The sequence below is a fragment of the Fodinibius sp. Rm-B-1B1-1 genome (assembly GCF_038594945.1).
In the GTDB taxonomy this organism is placed as follows: domain Bacteria; phylum Bacteroidota; class Rhodothermia; order Balneolales; family Balneolaceae; genus Fodinibius; species Fodinibius alkaliphilus.
Window position 1 is genome coordinate 936,719 of record NZ_JBCFYD010000001.1, and the last position, 20,132, is coordinate 956,850.

At 40.9% G+C, this 20,132-nt stretch carries 20 protein-coding genes; 7 read left to right on the plus strand and 13 right to left on the minus strand.

The annotated features are described in order from the left end of the window. Positions 1-53 precede the first annotated feature (53 nt). Entirely contained in the window at positions 54-1,280 is a 1,227-nt protein-coding gene (locus tag AAFH98_RS04305) for an ABC transporter permease (RefSeq protein ID WP_342521448.1), read from the plus strand. Between the two features lies 1 nt (position 1,281). On the opposite strand, the gene AAFH98_RS04310 is transcribed toward AAFH98_RS04305, so the two are convergent. The 8 genes from AAFH98_RS04310 to rpmB all read right to left on the minus strand — a co-directional run bounded on the left by AAFH98_RS04310 (position 1,282) and on the right by rpmB (position 5,650). Next, positions 1,282-1,728 carry a MarR family winged helix-turn-helix transcriptional regulator gene (locus AAFH98_RS04310; RefSeq protein WP_342521449.1) on the minus strand — a complete coding sequence of 149 codons (447 nt, stop codon included), beginning with the start codon at positions 1,726-1,728 and terminating at the stop codon, positions 1,282-1,284. Positions 1,729-1,801: 73 nt separating this feature from the next. Further along, entirely contained in the window at positions 1,802-2,569 is a 768-nt protein-coding gene (locus AAFH98_RS04315) for an exodeoxyribonuclease III (protein WP_342521450.1), read from the minus strand. Positions 2,570-2,671: 102 nt separating this feature from the next. Then, positions 2,672-3,886, minus strand: coding sequence for a tyrosine--tRNA ligase (tyrS, locus tag AAFH98_RS04320; RefSeq protein WP_342521451.1), 1,215 nt, complete (start codon positions 3,884-3,886; stop codon positions 2,672-2,674). Between the two features lie 6 nt (positions 3,887-3,892). Then, positions 3,893-4,462: a CvpA family protein gene (locus AAFH98_RS04325; protein ID WP_342521452.1), complete on the minus strand. Its 570-nt coding sequence runs from the start codon at positions 4,460-4,462 to the stop codon at positions 3,893-3,895. A 12-nt stretch (positions 4,463-4,474) separates the two neighbouring features. Continuing rightward, positions 4,475-4,930, minus strand: a complete 456-nt coding sequence (locus tag AAFH98_RS04330) for a GatB/YqeY domain-containing protein (RefSeq protein ID WP_342521453.1) — start codon at positions 4,928-4,930, stop codon at positions 4,475-4,477. 108 nt (positions 4,931-5,038) lie between these two features. Continuing rightward, a complete protein-coding gene (locus AAFH98_RS04335) occupies positions 5,039-5,209 on the minus strand; it encodes a DUF4295 domain-containing protein (protein WP_342521454.1) in 171 nt (56 codons plus the stop codon). A gap of 21 nt (positions 5,210-5,230) precedes the next feature. Continuing rightward, positions 5,231-5,395: a 50S ribosomal protein L33 gene (gene rpmG / locus AAFH98_RS04340; protein WP_095607703.1), complete on the minus strand. Its 165-nt coding sequence runs from the start codon at positions 5,393-5,395 to the stop codon at positions 5,231-5,233. 9 nt (positions 5,396-5,404) lie between these two features. Beyond that, on the minus strand, positions 5,405-5,650 hold the full coding sequence (gene rpmB, locus AAFH98_RS04345; protein WP_342521455.1) for a 50S ribosomal protein L28: 246 nt from the start codon (positions 5,648-5,650) through the stop codon (positions 5,405-5,407). A gap of 287 nt (positions 5,651-5,937) precedes the next feature. Here rpmB and gyrB point away from each other — a divergent pair, with 287 nt between their 5' ends. Together gyrB and gyrA are read left to right on the plus strand one after the other, a co-directional pair. Then, positions 5,938-7,863 carry a DNA topoisomerase (ATP-hydrolyzing) subunit B gene (gyrB, locus tag AAFH98_RS04350; RefSeq protein ID WP_342521456.1) on the plus strand — a complete coding sequence of 642 codons (1,926 nt, stop codon included), beginning with the start codon at positions 5,938-5,940 and terminating at the stop codon, positions 7,861-7,863. Between the two features lie 105 nt (positions 7,864-7,968). Next, positions 7,969-10,425, plus strand: a complete 2,457-nt coding sequence (gene gyrA / locus AAFH98_RS04355; protein ID WP_342521457.1) for a DNA gyrase subunit A — start codon at positions 7,969-7,971, stop codon at positions 10,423-10,425. Positions 10,426-11,254: 829 nt separating this feature from the next. Here the strand turns inward: gyrA and AAFH98_RS04360 are convergent. The 3 genes from AAFH98_RS04360 to mnmG form a co-directional block, all read right to left on the minus strand. Next, positions 11,255-12,199: a helix-turn-helix transcriptional regulator gene (locus AAFH98_RS04360; RefSeq protein ID WP_342521458.1), complete on the minus strand. Its 945-nt coding sequence runs from the start codon at positions 12,197-12,199 to the stop codon at positions 11,255-11,257. An 87-nt stretch (positions 12,200-12,286) separates the two neighbouring features. After that, a complete protein-coding gene (locus AAFH98_RS04365) occupies positions 12,287-12,922 on the minus strand; it encodes a 16S rRNA (guanine(527)-N(7))-methyltransferase RsmG (RefSeq protein ID WP_342521459.1) in 636 nt (211 codons plus the stop codon). Between the two features lie 42 nt (positions 12,923-12,964). After that, the gene (gene mnmG / locus AAFH98_RS04370; RefSeq protein WP_342521460.1) at positions 12,965-14,854 is read right to left on the minus strand and encodes a tRNA uridine-5-carboxymethylaminomethyl(34) synthesis enzyme MnmG; all 1,890 of its coding nucleotides are present in this window, start codon (positions 14,852-14,854) and stop codon (positions 12,965-12,967) included. Between the two features lie 216 nt (positions 14,855-15,070). Here mnmG and AAFH98_RS04375 point away from each other — a divergent pair, with 216 nt between their 5' ends. Beyond that, a complete protein-coding gene (locus AAFH98_RS04375) occupies positions 15,071-15,832 on the plus strand; it encodes a sugar phosphate nucleotidyltransferase (protein WP_342521461.1) in 762 nt (253 codons plus the stop codon). Between the two features lie 8 nt (positions 15,833-15,840). On the opposite strand, the gene AAFH98_RS04380 is transcribed toward AAFH98_RS04375, so the two are convergent. Together AAFH98_RS04380 and AAFH98_RS04385 are read right to left on the minus strand one after the other, a co-directional pair. After that, entirely contained in the window at positions 15,841-16,821 is a 981-nt protein-coding gene (locus AAFH98_RS04380) for an NAD-dependent epimerase/dehydratase family protein (protein ID WP_342521462.1), read from the minus strand. A gap of 121 nt (positions 16,822-16,942) precedes the next feature. After that, positions 16,943-17,266 carry a hypothetical protein gene (locus tag AAFH98_RS04385; RefSeq protein ID WP_342521464.1) on the minus strand — a complete coding sequence of 108 codons (324 nt, stop codon included), beginning with the start codon at positions 17,264-17,266 and terminating at the stop codon, positions 16,943-16,945. Between the two features lie 303 nt (positions 17,267-17,569). Here AAFH98_RS04385 and AAFH98_RS04390 point away from each other — a divergent pair, with 303 nt between their 5' ends. The 3 genes from AAFH98_RS04390 to AAFH98_RS04400 are packed head-to-tail and all read left to right on the plus strand — an operon-like array spanning position 17,570 to position 20,117. Then, positions 17,570-18,142 carry an RNA polymerase sigma factor gene (locus AAFH98_RS04390; RefSeq protein ID WP_342521465.1) on the plus strand — a complete coding sequence of 191 codons (573 nt, stop codon included), beginning with the start codon at positions 17,570-17,572 and terminating at the stop codon, positions 18,140-18,142. Between the two features lie 5 nt (positions 18,143-18,147). Next, complete coding sequence (locus tag AAFH98_RS04395) at positions 18,148-18,852, plus strand: hypothetical protein (protein ID WP_342521466.1); 705 nt, start codon at positions 18,148-18,150, stop codon at positions 18,850-18,852. Then, complete coding sequence (locus tag AAFH98_RS04400) at positions 18,849-20,117, plus strand: glycogen-binding domain-containing protein (protein ID WP_342521468.1); 1,269 nt, start codon at positions 18,849-18,851, stop codon at positions 20,115-20,117. Before AAFH98_RS04395 ends, AAFH98_RS04400 begins: the two co-directional genes overlap by 4 nt. Positions 20,118-20,132 lie beyond the last annotated feature (15 nt).

Below are 20,132 nucleotides of genomic sequence, written 5' to 3' on the forward strand. Positions count from 1 at the left end.
GAATTAGATAGATCGGCTGTAATCCTTCTTTTTTATGATTATTTTCAGAGCTTATGAAAACAACCGGATTTGTAGCCAGACGTTATCTTTTTTCGCGAAAGCACATCTCGCTGATCTCTACTTTAACAATTATCAGTATTGTTGGGGTAACGATTGGTACAGCGTTATTGATTGTAGTGTTGTCGGTATTCAACGGTTTTTTTGACGTGATTCAGGGATTTCTCCTCCAGAATGATCCAGATCTGCGTATAGAATCGACTACTTCGAATTCATTTCTCTATGCCGGGGATATGGAGCAGCAACTTGCTGGCATTCCCGAAGTGCAATCCTTGACTTCTTATGTGGAAGGGAAGGCCCTTTTGGCGTTTGAGCGTGGTGATGATCAAGTAGTTCAGGTTCGGGGGATTAATTCAGAAGAATATTTCGAAGTAAGTGACCTGGATCAAAGTATCAGTGATGGAAAGTTGGACCTGTCGGTTCAAAACCGAAGGCCGGGAATGTTGCTTAACGAGCGCTTGATGAATGAGCTGAATTTACGTATTGGCGATGAGGTCGTACTTTTAAGTGCGGCCGGGATGCGGAAATCGCTGACTCAGTTTTCATTACCCCGCAGCTTTCGTTTTGAAATACGAGGGGCGTATTCCCAAATTCAAATTACCGACGGACCGGGAGTATACGTAGATAAGGAAGCAGCTCAGAGATTATTCGAACTTCGAAATAAAGTTTCGGGTATCGATATTCGATTAGTTGATACGGATCAAGCGGAATCAGTTAAGAAAACAGTTGCGTCTTTGTTAGGGGCCGGCTTTGAAATTTCTACCTGGTACGACTTGCAGAAACCGCTCTACGATGTAATGTATCTCGAAAAATGGAGTTCCTATATCATTTTAATGATTATCGTACTGGTAGCAGTGCTCAATATTATTGGTTCGCTGACGATGATCGTTATCCAAAAAAACAGGGATATTGGAATATTGCTTACCATGGGTTTTACGCCATCAGACATCAAAAATATTTTCGTACGCCAAGGACTTTATATTGGTCTTATTGGTTGTGTAATAGGTGGGGGAGTAGGTTTGTTGCTAAGCTGGCTACAGCAACAATATGGGCTCATAAAACTGTCATCTGCTTTTATTATTGATGCCTATCCCGTAAGTATTAGTTATGTAGATGTGAGCATTGTACTTGTGGGAAGTTTGCTGCTGTGCCTGTTGGCCAGCTGGTATCCAGCCAAAAGAGCTGCGCAAGTAGATCCGGCTGATGCTATTCGCTACGATTAGCTTATTCTTGTAATCCTAATTTTTTGCAGATGTTGCTGAGTTGCTCCAGTTCTTCGTCCGAAAGCACCTCAAATTCTTTTTTGATTCTGGCCAAGTGTTTTGGAAAGTAGTTGGAAATAAAATCTTCGCCTTCCTCGGTTAAATGAATGAGCATGGAACGTCGATCTTCTGGATCTTGGTGACGTTCTACCCAACCGCTTTTTTCGAGGTTATCGATAACGAGCGTAATATTACCTCCACTTTTCAGGAGCTTTTCGCCCAACGCCTTTTGATTGAGAGGGCCTAAATGCAGGAGCGCTTCCAATACTCCAAATTGACTTACGGTTAGTCCGGCATCGCTCAGCTGCCGATTCAACCTGTTGTTTAGTGAATCAGTTGCCCTCATTAATTTAATAAATGCGTTTAGCGTCTTCTCTTCTCTGTCGCTTCCTTGATAGTGCGTACCCATTATTTTATCCTAAATTATTGAATATTGAATGATGCGCAACCATAAATATATGGTTTAACGAATGGGAAAGCCATTAAAGGTTATAGCTAATTGTAACGGGAGCGTGATCAGACAAATCCCAATCCATCTCAATAACAGCTTCTTCGGCAGCTTCGAGCATTTCTGGGCAGCTCATGTGGTAATCAATTCTCCAGCCCTTATTCCGTTCTTTTGATGCGGCCCGATAGCTCCACCAGCTGTATAAATCTTCTTCCCCTTCATGTAGGTTGCGGTATACATCCTCAAAACCAGTCTGTAACATTCGGGTAACCCACTCTCGTTCTTCAGGTAAAAATCCAGAGGTGTTTTTATTTCTCTTCGGATTGTGAATGTCAATGGGTTTGTGGCATATATTATAGTCTCCACAAAAAACAACAGGCTTATTTTTTGATAGAAATTTCTGTGCAAAAGGGAGGAAGTAATCCAGAAATTCCATTTTTAAATCTTGACGCTCATCGCCGGTTGTTCCGCTGGGCGCATAAATGGAGAAAACATAGAGATCTTCAAACTCTGCCATAATTACACGCCCCTCGTTGTCAACCCAGTCCAGGCCCAATCCTTTTTCTATGCGGATGGGTTCCTCCTTGGACAAAACTCCTACCCCCGAATATCCTTTTTTCTCGGCGGTGTGGTAAGCTTCGTGATAATCCAATTTCTGAACCGGACCGGGAACCTGATGTTTCATAGCGCGCAACTCCTGTAAGCAAATAATGTCGGGATCCGTTTGGTCTATCCAATCCGTAAAACCGTGTCGATGTGCCGCACGAATGCCGTTAACGTTTAGCGAAGAAATCTTAAGCATTGCATCTAATTATTAGCTGTAAAGAAATGAGACTTGGTAAAAATGAAGAACTTCGTGTTGCGTATTCCGTATAGTAAATTAATACGCAATACTTAATGTCATTTACTTGCTTTTAACAATCGCATAATTTCGCTTACCCACCTTCAACGTAAACTCAGTATCATCTTCAAAAGTCACGCTGTATCCCTTGTCAGATACTTTTTCATCGTCAATAGAGATGCCGCCCTGCTTGATGAGCCGCTTGGTTTGTCCGTTACTGTCGGTGAAGCCCGCGTCGGATACAATATCCAATAGCCGAACTTCGGTACCCACTTCATACTCAAGAGTTGGGGCATCATCAGGAATTGCATTCCCCACAACTGTTTTTTCGAAGTGCTCTCGAGCAGCTTTGGCTTTTTCCTCACCATGATAAATGCTGGTTATGGAAAGAGCCAGCTCGTGCTTGGTATTACGCGGATCTTCCTCAATTTTTTGTTTGTACTTGGGGAGTTCATCAACGTCTACCTCAGAAACCAACTCAAACCAAGAGTAGATTAAATCATCGGGGATGGAAAGCACCTTGCCATACATGTCATTAGCATCTTCGGTAATACCTATGTAGTTGTCATAGGATTTTGACATTTTTTTGGTCCCGTCAGTACCAACCAGCAAAGGCATCATTAAAGCAATTTGGGGCTCTTGACCGTCATCCTTTTGGAGTTCGCGTCCCACAAGCAGGTTAAATTTTTGATCTGTTCCACCCAGCTCAACATCCGACTGCAGGTGTACAGAATCTTGTCCCTGTGCCAGAGGATATAAGAATTCGTGTAGCGAAATGGGTTCGTTATTTTCGTAGCGTTTAGAGAAGTCATCCCGTTCAATCATACGAGCAACAGTTAACTTTGAGGTAAGCTTGATCACATCCTCAAAATTCATATTCCCCAACCACTCTGAGTTATAGACGATTGAAGTCTTTGCTTCATCCAGAATTTTAGTTGCCTGATCGAGATATGTTTTAGCATTTTCTTCGATCTCTTCGCGCGAAAGGGCAGGACGCGTTTCACTTTTACCAGTGGGATCTCCAATAAGTGCGGTAAAATCACCGATAATCAGGATAGCCTCGTGACCCAAATCCTGGAACTGGCGCAGCTTTCGAAGGATCACCGAGTGCCCCAAGTGTAAGTCGGGCCGGGTAGGGTCACAACCCAATTTTATCTTAAGGGGTTTACCTTCTTTTTTCGATTTCTTGAGCTTCTCGACAAGCTCTTCTTCAGGTACAATTTCAACTGTACCTCTTTTAATAACTTCTAATTGTTCTTCAACGGGTAAAAAATCCATAAATAATCAGGAATTGCTCTGTTGTTCTAAAAAGGGAAAGTTTTCAATTGGGTTATATTGCTCAAGCGTCTTCTGGATGGTTGTCGTAAAATCTTCTGCACCCGGATATATGGCAGCTACCGTATCATAAGACCAAGGTGCTAAATAAATAATGTACGAATAGGTTACCGAATTTTGTCGGGTTTCTTGCGATGGGATATTAAATCCGGCCAGAATTAACAAAAGGGCACTAATAACAATACCACTTTTCAGAAAGCCAAATCCTGCACCCGCAATACGATTTACAAAGTTGAGCTTAATAGTTTCTAAAAACTTTTTGCTTAGGAATGCCGCAAGATGGACTATGGATAATGTGCCGACAAATATGATAATAGCTGAAATAAAGGGAACAAAAGAAGCGCCTTCTTCAAAAAATGGTTTGATAGCTGTGCCAACAGGATCCATATATTGAAAGGTGAGAAAAACGCCCAAAATAATTCCAACAATACTGAACACTTCCTTAATAATACCGTTGACAAATCCCCGATAGCAGAAGTATGCAATGGGTAGGAGAATGACAAAGTCGAGGAGGTTCATTGGCTGGAAGTATTAAGAAAGTTCTTCTTTTACAACCTTGCTTACAACTGACCCTTCGGCTTTTCCTTTAAGTTCTTGCATGAGGGCGCCCATAACTTGTCCCATATCTGACATGTCGTTGGCCCCGAGTTCGTCAATTTTTTCACGAGCGATATCACGCACTTCTTCTTCGGAAAGCATTTCGGGCAAGTAGGAGTTGATGATTTCAAGCTCCTCTTTTTCAGATTCAGCTAAATCATTCCGATCGCCTTTTTCAAACTGCTCAATCGATTCCTTGCGCTGCTTGGCCGCTTTCATGAGCACTTCAATACTTTGCTCATCAGAAAGTTCGCCTTCTCCGCCTTTGCGCTCACTAATTTCGCGTTCCAGCAGTTTTGATTTTAATGACCGGAGTACACGAAGCTTATCTTGCTCTTTATTTTTCATGGCTTGTTTAAGATCGGCCATGATTTGGTCTTTAATAGCCATAATACGTGGATTGGTGGTTATAAAAACATGTATAAAAGCACATGCTCATAAAAAAAGGCTCCATCCACCTTTGCGGATGCAACCTCTTTTTAAATCAAAAAAAGAGTGTTAGTCTTTATTTTCTTTAATAAAGTCCTGCACATTATCTTCGTCAATAATGGCTTCTTTATAACCATACTTATTGTTGGCCGTTTTTTGCGCAACAATAACTTTTGCCATGCGTCGGTCACCCGACTTTTGTTCTGTTTCGTTGGTTCCAAACGTTTTCTTCTTGGCCATAATGCTAATGCTGGTCTTACGTTATTTAATTTCTTTGTGAACAGTATGCTTGCGAAGTACCGGGTTGTATTTTTTCAACTCCAAACGATCAGGAGAGTTACGTCGGTTTTTGGTAGTGTGATACCGCGACGTGCCCGGAGCTTCGGTGCATTCTAAAATTACTTGTACTCTGTTTCCTTTTGCCATAGTGCTATATTATACGTCTTTAATGAGAGTTCCTTTTTTTCTTGCTTCTTTCAGCACGGCATGGATACCCTTCTTATTAATTGTGCGAAGCGTTTTTGCAGAAACTTTTAAGGTCACCCATTTGTCTTCTTCTGGGACATAGAATTTCTTTTTCTGCAGATTTTGTTGAAACTTATGCTTCGTCTTGTTGTTGGACTTTGAGGAGCGATATCCATTTTGTGCTCCTTTGCCCGTGATGTCATCTTTACGTGCCATGATCAAATAAAACCGTTATTTTACATTTCTCAGATAGACTGGAAAAATAGCCTTATTCCCGAAAAAGATCAATGTTTCTTTTACAGGGATTTTTTTTACATATTAGGCCGTTCTGGGGAGAACGATAATAGAATGTAAATATAGATCTTAAAATAGGGATAAACTTGATTTGCGAGCACATCTCTGCATTTGTCAATAAAACCCATCACTTTCTTTGATTTTGCTTATTTATGCCCTATTTTCAGGCGTCTTCACCATTATTTTAAACCCCATTCATACCTATATTTATGGCAAATAAAAAAGGATCAGATTACAAGGCGGAAAATATTCAGGTTTTAGAAGGACTGGAGGCCGTTCGTAAACGTCCGGCGATGTATATCGGGGATACGGGCCAGCGCGGACTTCACCACCTTATTAATGAGGTGGTTGACAACTCCATTGATGAAGCGATGGAGGGACATTGTGATCAGCTTGATGTTACTATTAATAAAGATGGATCTATCACGATTACAGATAACGGTCGTGGAATTCCGGTTGATGAGCATCCGAAAATCAAACTTCCGGCTGTTGAGGTTGTGCTTACGAAGTTACATGCCGGTGGTAAGTTTGACAAAAATACCTACAAGGTATCCGGTGGATTGCACGGGGTTGGTGTTAGTTGTGTAAATGCCCTTTCTTCCCACTTTTATGCCGAAATTCATCGCGACGGTGAAATTTATGTGATGGAATTTGAGCATGGGGCAACGGTTCAGCCGCTCAAGGTTAAAGGTAAAACCGACAAAACAGGAACAACGATTACCTTTACTCCTGATCCTGAGATTTTTAAACAGACGCAAGAATTTAAGTACGATATTATTGCGGATCGGATGCGCGAGCTGGCATTCTTGAATCCACAAATTACAATTAATCTCAGAGATGAACGGGATGAAGACCTTGGAGATACTTTCCACTATGAAGGTGGGGTAAAAGACTTTGTTCAATATTTGGATGAGGATCGAGAACCCATGCAGCCTGAGCCCATATTAATTGAGGGTGAGGTTGATATGGTTCCTGTGGAGCTGGCAATACAATATAACGGTAGCTATTCACAGAATGTGCATTCATACGTTAATAATATTAACACGCGCGAAGGCGGAACACATATTTCCGGATTTCGTCGCGCTCTTACCCGATCACTAAAGAAGTATGCGAAGGATAATAATCTTATTAAAAGTGATGTAAGTGTTTCGGGTAGTGATTTCCGTGAGGGAATGACCGCTGTGCTTAGTGTAAAGGTTCCCGAACCACAATTTGAGGGTCAGACCAAAACAAAACTTGGTAACTCTGAGGTACAAAGTGCTGTAGAGGTTATTGTTTATGAACAGATGAATGAGTACCTCGAACGCAATCCTAAGATTGCCAAGAAGATTCTCGAGAAGGTTATTCTTGCAGCTGAGGCCCGTGAAGCAGCGAAAAAGGCGCGAAAACTTATCCAGCGTAAAAGTGCGATGAGTGGCGGCGGACTTCCCGGGAAGTTGGCTGATTGTTCTATAAAAGACCCTAAGCAGAGTGAAATCTACCTGGTGGAGGGTGACTCGGCCGGTGGATCAGCAAAGATGGGACGAAATCGAAGTTTTCAAGCCATTCTGCCATTGCGTGGTAAGATTTTGAATACCGAAAAGGCTAAGATCAATCGCATTCTGGAAAATAATGAAATTCAGGCGATGATTACGGCCTTCGGTGCTGGTGTTGGACACTCAGAAGAGGATTTCAACTTAGAAGAGCTACGGTACCATAAGATTATTCTTATGACGGATGCAGACGTTGATGGGTCACACATCCGTACGCTGTTGCTTACCTTCTTTTACCGGTATATGAAACCCATTATTGAAAATGGGCACGTGTATATTGCGATGCCGCCGCTGTATAAAATTACAGACAGCCGCGGTAATATCGAGTATGCTTGGGACGAAGAAACTCGTCGTAAATTGGTTAAGGAGCATCGTAAATCCCGTTATAAGTTTGATGTTTCTCGTTATAAGGGACTCGGGGAGATGAATCCTGAGCAGCTTTGGGAAACCACAATGGATCCCGAAACACGAACTTTGCAGCAAGTAACGGTTGAAAATGCCGCCGCTGCTGACAAATTGTTCTCCCGATTGATGGGATCTGATGTACAGCCACGCCGGGAATTTATTGAGCGTAATGCTAAATACGCAACGCTTGATATTTAAATCATAGTGCTGGAGTGGGGGCAAGGACTTAATTCTAAGACCCAACACGTACTAAACCTTAGCACTTTCAGGAATTTAATTTTAACACTGTACTAAACATTATCCATGGCAAGAGATAAAATTATACCTATTGCAATTGAAGATGAGATGCAATCGGCCTATATCGATTACTCGATGTCGGTTATTGTATCTCGTGCCCTGCCCGATGTTCGGGACGGCTTGAAGCCCGTTCACCGACGTATTCTTTATGGGATGAGTGAATTGGGCATGCTCCACAATAGAAATTATAAGAAGAGTGCTCGTATTGTTGGTGAGGTGCTCGGTAAGTATCACCCTCACGGCGATTCAGCTGTCTATGATTCCATTGTACGGATGGTGCAAGATTTTTCTCTGCGTTATCCACTGGTCGATGGACAAGGGAACTTTGGTTCTATTGACGGAGACTCTGCGGCGGCTATGCGTTATACAGAAACACGCATGGAGCGTATTGCTGAGGAAATGCTCACGGATATCAACAAAGAGACCGTTGATTTTAATGATAACTTTGATGATACCCTGCAAGAGCCTACCGTCCTTCCAAGTATGTTGCCAAACATGCTACTCAATGGGGCTTCAGGTATTGCTGTGGGGATGGCCACGAATATGGCCCCTCACAATTTGACGGAAACGATTGATGGGATTGTTGCTTACCTGGATAATCCTGATATCGAATGCAAGGTGCTAATGGAACATATTCCGGCTCCTGACTTTCCCACTGGTGGTATCATTTATGGATATGAAGGTGTTAAGGAAGCATATGAAACGGGACGTGGTAAGATTACGCTGCGTGCTCGTTGTACAACTGAAGAGCTTCGTCGTGGACGTGAGCAAATTGTTATTACAGAAATTCCATATCAGGTAAATAAGACAACGCTTGTTAAAAAGATTGCGAAGTTAACGCAAAACGAAAAGATCGACGAAATATCTGAGATTCGTGATGAATCTGATCGTGATGGAATGCGTATCGTTGTTGTGCTTAAGCGTACTGCCAATGCAGGTATTGTGCTTAATCAGCTGTACAAATATACGCAGATGCAGACTACTTTCGGCGTAATTAGTCTTGCCTTGGTGAAAGGCCGACCGAAAGTGATGCCGCTTAAAGAATTAATTTATCACTATGTAGAGCATCGTGTTGAAGTTGTTATTCGACGAACGCTCTATGATCTTGACCAGGCAGAATCACGAGCTCATATTCTTGAGGGGCTTAAAATTGCACTTGATGATCTTGATGAGGTGATCAAAACGATTCGAGCTTCCAATAGTCCGCAAGAAGCCAATGAGGCATTACGTTCTAAATTTGCGCTTACAGATATCCAGGCAAAGGCTATTTTGGATATGCGTTTGCAAAAACTTACTGGTTTGGAGCGCGATAAGATTGAGGTTGAATACAATGAGATTGCAGAGAAAATTGCGGATTATCGTGAAATTCTCTCCAACCGTGATCGCCAGAAGTCAATTATTAAAGATGAGCTTTTGGAAATTAAAGATCGTTATGGTGATGAGCGCCGTACGCAAATTGTACACTCAGCTGAAGATTTCAGCGTAGAGGATATGATTGCTGATGAGGATGTGGTGGTTACCATATCAAATAAAGGCTTTATTAAGCGAATGCCTGTTAGTGGTTATCGCCGACAGAAGCGTGGCGGTAAAGGCATGAAAGGTACAACCACAAAAGATGACGAATATGTAGAACATCTTTTTGTAGCTACGAACCATAATTACATTCTGTTTTTTACAGAAAAAGGACAATGTTACTGGCTTAAGGTCTATGAAATCCCAGAAGGTTCCCGAACCGCTCGCGGACGTGCTATTGTAAATCTTATTGATATTGATAAGGATGATTCCATTAAAACGTTTGTTCCGGTGAAAACGCTGGATGACGAGGAATACATCAATAATAATTACATCATTATGGCAACTAAGGAGGGTAAGGTTAAGAAAACGACCCTCGAAGCTTACAGTCGTCCCCGTCGAGATGGTATTATTGCCATCAATATTAATGAAGGTGATTCTCTCTTAGAGGCTGCTCTCACCGATGGGGAAAGCAATGTTATTCTTGCTAATAAGAAAGGACGAGCTATTCGATTCCATGAAGATGAAGTCCGAGATATGGGGCGTAATACTTCTGGAGTTAAGGGGATGGATCTTGCAGATGATGATGAGCTCGTTGATATGGTCGTTATCAAAAACACACACGGTGCTACCGTTCTTGCAATTTCTGAAAATGGATACGGTAAGCGTTCGCTGGTAGAAGATTATCGGGAGCAAAGCCGTGGTGGTAAAGGAGTGATTACGCTTAAAGTAACAAAGAAGACTGGCGAACTTATTGCTCTCAAAGATGTTTCTGATAAAGATGACCTGATGGTTATTACTGAAGGCGGTAAGGTTATCCGGATGAGTTGTGATGGCATTCGAACCATGGGTAGAAATACTCAGGGTGTTCGTATTATGCGTCTCGATTCAGAAGGGAAGATTGCTGCTGTTACTCGTGTCGTAAACGAAGAAGAGGACGAAACGGTCTAACTAAGTAGATAAGAACTAAGGTCTAAACCCTGACAGTCTTCAAAAGCTGTCGGGGTTTTTTATTTGGTAGGTTTTACTACTTAATCGTCAAGACCTGGGCTTAAAATTTTGGGCATCTGAAAACGTTTCTTCTATTTGACTTAGAGTTGTTCCCATAGTGCCATTAATGGGAACAACTCATCTACGTTTTCAGGGAATGCATTTGGCAATCCACCCCAGTTAGTTAATGAATAGTCGATACCAGCAAGGTAATTTTTGCGGAGCTGTTATGATTATTACGTATTGAGTTTTTTTTTCGAAAGGGAGTGATTCAATTTGTCAGTTAGGGCACGCATAAGCTTTACTGATATTTGATGCTGATACCTTCGTATCACTTCTTTAAAGTTCTTACGTTTATCTGTTTACTGGAAAATATGTTCTTTTAGAATATCGATTCCCACAAACTTATCCAGTTCCGCCTCCCTTTTATTAAATAATGATTTTCAGTTATTAAACCAGATGTTGACCTGGGAAATATAATTTTGGACTATTTTGCTATCGGATGATGTTCTACATGTTCTCACTTTTTGTTCAGGTCTTTTTTATAATTAATGTGATTGAAAAGCAATTCTCAAATCTTCTGCGGCATCCTCAATAACTTTTAAAATTATAGTAGAAAGATTCTTTGTTTGGTCCCAGAATTTTTGGCTTGTAGTTGCAAATAGAAAAACACTGAGAAGTGGAAGGATACTGCTCAAACCATTGGTCGCAATAGTTATAGATTCTCTCGATTTTTTCTTAACTCTCTTTATCCGTCAGTAAAATTATATTTTAAGTATTGATGATAATATCATATTTCCTCCATCATTTCTTCAAGTAGTTTATTCCTTTTTTCTAATAGAACTTCTGGACTAACTATTTTAACATCTTTTGGAAATTGCAGCAACCATTCATTGATAAAGTCCAAATTGTCGAACTCAAAGCTAATCCTAAATAAATTAGGATTTTTTTCTTTTTTCTTAATTATTTTTGTCGGCAGATTAGCTTTAAAACGCTTTAAAACCTTTTTGGATACATCTACTATTATTTTATGGGGTTTCCCCTCAGATCGAAAAATAAGTCCTTCTACGTCGATTTTGCCATATGGGACAAAATCTTCACCCAAAATATTGATACTTGACATGCGATCGAGCAAAAAATTGCGGGTATCGTCTCTTTTGTGGGAGTAGCCAATGACATTCCAGTGATCGCGATAAAAAACAATAATATAGGGATCAATTTTCCGGCTGGTAATTTCTTCCGAGGATTTTGCACGGTAGTTAAATTTTATTGATTTATTTTCTGCGATAGCATTGCTAATGATATACCAATCACCGCCCTTCGTTTTTTCAGCGCCAAAATTTAAATAGGGGTCAACAACGGTTCGTTCTTCAAGTGAATCCATAAAGTCTCGGAGATTATCGGGGACCACTTCTTTAATTTTCAACTCCACTCCTTTGGCATCTTCGATTAGTTTTTGGTCAACCTGGGATTTAACAAAATTCAGCCCTACCATAATAGTTGCCAATTCTTTATTAGTAAACATTAGTGGGGGAATTTTATATCCCTGCATAATACCATACCCATGATATTTGTCATGAGTTACGGGGACATTCATTTCCGAGAGGGCATTAAAATCCCGAAAGACGGTACGGCGGCTAATGTTAAATTTTTCGGCAATTTTATCTACCGTTATGCGGCTGTTTGACTGCTGAAGCATAAGGATCAGCTTCATTCTTCGCTCAGAACTATTCATATATTCCTGATTCTATTATGGTGATCAAAGATGAGCCCCTAATATAATTGAAAGTGGAGGACTTGTCAGTAAAGAAAAGGGGAAGGGTTAGGGCCGATCTATAATTACAATAGATTTCCCTTGGTAAAAATCAGAGTTTTGGGAAAGGTCCATACAGTTTATGGTTAGTTGCTGTGGGATATCTTTAATTTCTTTTTCAAATTCCAAGCCCTTGTAAAGTATCATCTTTTTCCAGGTAAGATGGTAGCTCATTCTTATGATATCGCTAATCTTAAACGCATGTTTTGAAATAAGAAGGCATTCATCATCGTGTTGTAATTCTTCTATAGATCCATCAATAATACCAATATTTTGGAGCTGTAGTTTTTGGGCGATTTGCTTCATTGCCAGGCATTTTTTGGTTACCAAATCATTGAGCACGAAATGTTTTTCGGGATGAGTAATAGCCAGAGGAATACCTGGGAGTCCTCCTCCGGTACCAGTATCAATGATTAAGTCTTCATTCTTAAAAATATCAAGATGAGAAATAATGAGAGAGTGGCGAATGTGTTCCCAAATAGTTTCACGTGGAACGTCGCGACTTACAAGGTTTACGCGTTTATTCCACCAGAGAAGTTGATCTAAATAATTCTCAAGCTGCAGACGATTATTCTGAATTAGTGCATCTGTTTCTTCAAACGTTTCACGTGAAACAGAAGTGCGGATAATATTGTGTTGTTCCACGTGAAACTATGTGTTTGTGGGTTAATAGGTTGTTAAAAGGGATTAATTATTTAGGTACACCATGAGAACAGAGACATCGCTGGGGGAGACGCCACTAATGCGACTTGCTTGTCCAAGTGTTTCCGGCCGAATCCGTTCCATTTTTTGCTGGCCTTCTGATGAAAGGCTGTTAATCTTCCCATAGTCAAGCTCGTCAGGAATGAGGGTGTCCTCCTGTTTTTTCATTTCCTCTACCATCTCAAATTCTTTTTCGATATAGCCCGCATATTTTATCTGTATTTCTACTTGTTCAAAAACAAGTTCATCAGTAGTGATCTCGTGAGCTTTATCTTTTAATTCGGGATCCGCATCCATCAGATTAAAGATGGAAAGCTCGGGTCGAGGAATAAGCGTTTTTGCTTTTACCGGTTGCGAAAGGGTAGAGGTATCTTGTTCTTTGAGCATGGGATCCATTTTTTCGGGATAAACGGTATAATCAGCAAAAAGATCATGAATCTGATCGATAGCTTCTTTCTTTGCCTGAAATTTCTCGAAGCGTTTACTAGAAGCCAGCCCAATTTTATGTCCCAGTTCTGTAAGACGCAGGTCTGCATTATCTTGACGAAGCAGAATACGGTGTTCTGCACGAGAGGTGAACATCCGATAAGGTTCTTCGGTGCCTTTTGTGATGAGGTCATCAATAAGTACTCCAATATATGCTTCGGATCTTTTTAGGATGAACTCCTCTTTTCCCTGAACTTTTCGAGCCGCATTAATACCCGCCATAAGTCCTTGGCAGCCAGCTTCTTCGTAACCAGTAGTGCCGTTAATTTGGCCGGCAAAGAAAAGTCCTTCGGTTATTTTTGTTTCCATACTACGACGAATTTGATAGGGAGGAAAGTAGTCATACTCAATAGCATAACCTGGACGAAGCATTACGGCATTCTCAAATCCAGGAATAGTACGAAGTGCTTTATACTGTACATCCTCAGGAAGAGAAGTCGAAAATCCATTGAGATACATCTCATAGGTATTCCATCCTTCGGGCTCTAAAAATAACTGGTGGCTATCCTTATCAGAAAAACGATTAATTTTATCTTCAATAGAAGGACAATAGCGCGGTCCGGTAGATTCAATAGTACCATTGAACATAGGGCTTCGATCAAATCCGGAACGGAGCATATCATGGACTTCCTCATTTGTATTCCCAATCCAACAAGTAAGTTGTTCTTCTCTTGATGGAAGAGATTCAGTCATAAAGGAAAATGCGTTCGGATCTTCATCTCCGTACTGGATTTCCAGTTTGTCATAGTCAATCGATCGTCCGTCAATACGAGGAGGGGTTCCGGTTTTAAGTCGACCTACTTCAAAGCCTAAGTCCTCAAGGGCGGCAGAAATTCCAATAGATGCTCGTTCGCCTGAACGTCCACCACCAAAATTAGTATCGCCAATGTGCATTAATCCATTACCAAAGGTGCCAGTTGTAAGGATAACTGCATCGGCTTCAAAAACTTGCCCAGTTGAAGTTTTTACCCCTTTAGCCTTTTTGCCATCATCAGTTGTTAATACATCAACGACATTATCCTGGCGAAAGTGGAGATTTTCTTTTTTCTCGAGCTCTTCACGCATGGTTTTGCTATATAGAGCACGGTCGCTTTGGCAGCGAGGACTCCACATGGCGGGTCCTTTACTGGTATTAAGAATTCGAAATTGTACTCCGGATTTATCGGCAACTTTCCCCATAAGTCCGCCAAGGGCATCTATTTCTCTCACCAGCTGCCCTTTGGCAACACCTCCAATGGCAGGGTTGCAAGACATTTTTGCAATGGCATCGAGGTTCATTGTTATAAGTAGCGTATTTGCACCAATTTCTGCAGCGGCACCTGCGGCTTCGCTACCTGCATGACCGGCTCCAACTACGATGACGTCATATTTGGGGAAAAGAGAATCCATAATATATTATAAGTGTATGTTTTTATTACACTTATCTTAATTTTTATTAAAGAGTAAGTTGATATCGTGTCTCAATTGTCTGCTGTCAGGCATAAACTTGAGAGTCTCCAAAAATAAGGGTTTTTAAGCAAAATATTTAACGTTCTGTCGAAGAGTTATTATTGTAGAGATTAGCTATTAAGCAGCAACACCAAAGAATCAAAGTAAGGGTCAGAAATGTCAAAGGTTACCAAGGCGATAATTCCTGCAGCGGGAAAAGGCGAGCGAATGCAGCCACTCACAAACTATTTATCAAAGGCGATGATTCCACTTGGGGAGAAACCTGTTTTAGAATACATCGTGGAGGAATTAAAATCGGCTGGGATCACTGATGTTGCAGTAATCATTAATTCGGATGATGAAATGATCATTGAATATTTTAAAAACAATAATAGTATTCATTTCATTTATGATGATACGTTTTCTGGACCGGGGGGAGCCATCCTTAATGCAGAACCTTTTATAAAGCAAGATAGTTTTGTAGTGGCCTTTTCCGATACTCCACTAAAGGGCATTCTAAAATCAAGAGTTGTAAAGAATTTGATATCGTTAAAGAGTCAGCCTAATGTGTTTGGGGCCTTGGCAATTTATCCCATAGACCAGGAAGAGGTTTCAAAACGAGGAGTCGTAACATGGTGTGAAGACCAAAAAATTAGAAATGATAAACATGTGGTGTTGTCAGATATTATTGAAAAACCTACAGAATATATTGAACACCCATGGGCATCGGCATGCCGATATGTGTTTGATGCTGATATTTTTAATGTTTTAAAAAAGATACCTAAAGATGATAATGGAGAGCTCCAATTAACTCCGGCAATTCGGCAATGGTTGCAAGATGGAAAGCAAGTATTAGGGACTCCTTTACCCAAAGGAGTCAATCGATATGATACGGGAAACTTCAAAGACTATTTTGAAGCGCAGCGAGCGTTTATGTAAAAAAGTTGTTATAAGCGTTCTGTTTCTCTGAGCCAGTTGTAGCAATCTTTTATTGATTTTTCAACGGGCGGAATGTCATAATCTAATGCCTGCTTAGCTTTTTTACTGCAGTATTTTACATTGCGGGTCATAAGTCTGGCAAGTTCAGGCGTAAGGGCCGGTTCATTCCCGGTGAAATAGGCAATACCAGCTTGAATGTAAGCAATTAGTTTCAAAAGGGGCGTTGGAACAATCTGGGGATCAGAAGAAAAGTCAGAAACTTCTCGAATGATTGAAATAAATCTTACAAACTCACAATGTTTCCCACCAAGGATATATCGGTCCCCATCAACACCATGTTCCACGGCTGCAATATGTGCTTTTGCTACCTCTTCAACATGGGCTACACTCATGTTGCCACGAGTAACACCTGGTAGATTATCATCACGTAATGCAAAAAATAGTCGTCCCCAATTGCTGTCGTCATAAGGTCCTACCACCATAGCAGGGTTCATAATCACTACCTTGATTCCATGGTTTCGAGCTTCTAATACTTTTCGCTCCGCGAGCCATTTTGTTCGCTCATAATTAACCCAAGATGTATCCCCCTGTTGAGGCGTTTCCTCCGATATGGTTCCATCGGTTTTTCCCCAGGCCGAAACGCTCGACGTATGGATAAAAGTTCGAACATTTTTATCCACCGCAGCTTGAACCATATTTTCTGTTCCAGTAACGTTTATTTTAGTTTGCCGGTCGTTATGTTGCGACCACATATTTGTATCTCCAGCCAAGTGAAAAATGACGTCGGTATTGGATGGGATGGCCTTGTGTACTGAAGATAAGTTTGTAATAGATCCTTCTGCTAAATCAACAGGTAGTTTCTTTAAATACGAAAGATCAGATGTTGGACGATGAAGTGCTGTAACATTCCATTCTCTTGAGACCAGTTGTTTGATCAAATTAATTCCAATAAAGCCAGTGCCACCTGTGACAAAAGCATTTTTTTTCATATCAGAACTGTTAGAAGGAATTTAGGATCAGGTTATTCAAGATGAATTAAAGGCAATTAAATCCCAAGATGATAAGCCCTAAACCAAAACGTTTAGGGCTTATCAGGTAAAAAGCATTCGATCATTGATTTTGATGCCAATCCAAAAAATCGATAATAGCACGCCAAACGGCTTCCATTTTAGTTTCCGCTTCATATTCGAATGTAGTATCGTCATCGACAACAACCATACAGGCTTTGTCTTTGATGAGCACCGAGTAGCCGAGATCATCCTCTATTTTAATGACAACTGGCATCAGCCATTTCCACGCAAGGTGGAACTTCATGTCTTCAACTTGAAGAAAAGCCAAGGGGATGTCTTTCACATCATCCTGATCTATCTTAATCGTTGATCCCATAAATTTTTCGATCAGGCGATTACCATTGTTAATTTCTTCTTGCGTCATAATATTTTATTAATGCTTAAAATTTGCTGTTCTAAAATACAGAATTTTGAATAGGGTACAATGTAATTTACAAACTTCAAATGTACTACATTTCAAATAAGAGGGCAGATTAATAGGTGGTAAGTAAGGATTGTTATAAATAAAGGATCTAATAAGTGGTTAAGTATAGGTGTTCACTTTGGTGGATTAGGATACTAAATTATAACCCTGAAAATAATTTAGTAACTATTATTCATTTCGGTCGTCATATAATTGAGTAAGGTTAAGGCATCGAAGTGATTTTGTGTTCATAGGGTATGGTACATGGATGAGTTTAAGGAAAAGGAATTTGAAATAATCAGTGACATATTAAATGGGCAGCGCGAACTATATAGAAAACTGGTCGACAAATATGCCCCCATGGTATTTAGTATTGTTAACAAGTTTGTTGATAGGCAAGATGATAGAGAAGAGTTGGCTCAACAGATTTTTGTAAAAGCCTATGAACGGTTGGACTCATTTAACATGAAATCCAAATTTTCTTCGTGGCTTTACCGGTTGGCTCAGAATCATTGTTTGGATTATGCGAAAAACATCCGTCGCTCAAATAAAGAATTTAGTGAGATGGAAACGGGGGAACTGGAATCTAAAATGAAGGTAGAGGAACAGCCCGATGAGGAGATTGAGTCGCAAGAACAGAAAGTTATGTTAGAACAAGCGCTTGCAACAATTACTCCCATCTACGCTGAGGCTTTTTTGATGAAATATCGTGACAATATGAGCTATAAGGCAATGGCCAAGCGATTAGATGCAAAGGAAGGGGCTCTAAAAGTGCGTGTGCACAGAGCCCGGAAGGAATTACAGGGTTATATGAAGGACTATAATATCAGCATATAATGACTATGGATAACGAAAAACTACTACAAAAATATCTGGATGGAGAGCTTTCCGGAGAAGAAGAGCGGGAGGCCCTTCATATTATTGCCGAAGATCCCGAAATGCGAGAGCTTATCACATTTGAAAGAAAAATGAGGAGTGTGGTTAGCAATTGGGATGAGGATGAATCGGTAGCAGTTCCTGAGGGGTTTACTGATCAGGTTATGCACAGTATTGAACAAGCTGATGAATCAGAAAAGAGTAAAAACAGGTTACGATCATTTAAAAAGTGGCTCCAATCTTGGTGGATTCCCCAGCCGATAACCTGGCGCCCGGTATATGGTGTAGCTATGTTTGTGGTACTGGTTTTTGCATTAATAGTACCCATGTATTTGGGTATGCCAATTGAGGATCAGCAAGAAAGTGAGAGGTACGGAGAGTCGATCCAACAAGTATCGCAGACAGAAGACCGTGTGTGGGTACGCTTTGTTTATATAGATGAGAATGCCCAATCTGTAGAAGTCGCAGGTGATTTTAACGGGTGGAATCCTATACCGCTTGACAAGCAAGAGGTGAACGGCGAAAAAGTTTGGACAGGATTAATTGCCATGAAGCGGGGAGAACATCGCTATATGTTTGTAAAAGATGGTGAACAATGGGTTACTGATCCAATGGCTCCTGTTCAGCGAGATGATGGTTTTGGGAATAAAAATGCAGTTATCTACTTATGAGGATAGTTCTTGTTACTGTGATTTTACTACTTTCTATATCAAATGAATTGTTAGCTCAGGAGTGGGATACCGTGTTTTCTGTAGACTCTCGATTGGGATATTCTACGAACACTTATTTGAATCCCTACTATGGAGAATGGGATCGTTCTCAAAATGTGGGATATGGAGTTCTATCAGGGATTGTACAAACGTCGTGGATCGATGACCAAAATATTCTGGATCTGACAGGCTTAGCAGTTGTTGAGCCATTATTTGAAGGGAGCGGTACCTGGAAAGGGGGACTTGGTCTTGTGAGCTATCGTCGAAAAATAACGCCATCGTTTAGTGTTGGGGTTGAAGGAGGCGGAAGCCATTTTAATTCATCTTTTAGTCGCAGTATGGGATGGATTCAACCCAAGTTGGTTTGGTCGGTTACTCCCTTTAGTCAGTTGAAACTGAAAGCGGGATCCAACTTTCGATCGTATCAAGATTATATGGTTGATAGTGTTTCAACCACGGTTAGTGATCGATCTGAGCTGTATGCCATTGAGTTTGAGACATGGCCAAGTTTTAACTGGAAGTTTTCGTCAGGCTTATATGGCAATATGGACGCTTTCCCAGCCATCCAAGAGGGATTTAGCTCATTTATTGCACTTAGTCGGTTATTCCGGGAAGGGGCAAAAATAAGAGTGAAAATGGGGCTTGAACAATATCAGAATGAACAAACGGTAACGACGGGCGGTGGGGGTGGGTTTCCACCTGTAGGCGGTGGCCCCCAAGAAACGACGGAAACAATACGCGAAACAAATCGAATATTCAAACTGGGTGTAGAAGGTAGTGTGCCTGTAAATAAAAGGATAACAGCATTTGTACATGCCCAAGGGCTGCGCTATAACGCTACTACTACCGACCAAAATATTAATGATGTACAGATTTCAGGAGGAATACGATTATCGCTGCAGCCGAAATCCCGGAAAAATAAAGGGAAAGCTTCGCCGGATTGGAATTCCAACAGTAACAACAAACAGCAGGTGGAAATTAAATACTCTGGAGATGGTCGCCTATATGTAGTCGGAGATTTTAATAACTGGAACCGCCCGGGTATACCACTGGTGAATGTAGAAAAGGATTTTTATCGGGCAAGTATAGAATTACCGCCGGGCTCGTATGAATATAAAATTCTAAAGATAGAGCAGGGAGAAGAAAACTGGATTGACTTTGCAGAAGGCACGTACACCGTTGACGATGGTTTTGGCGGGCAAAATGCACTGTTACTGGTTCAATAATAAAAGTGAAATGAA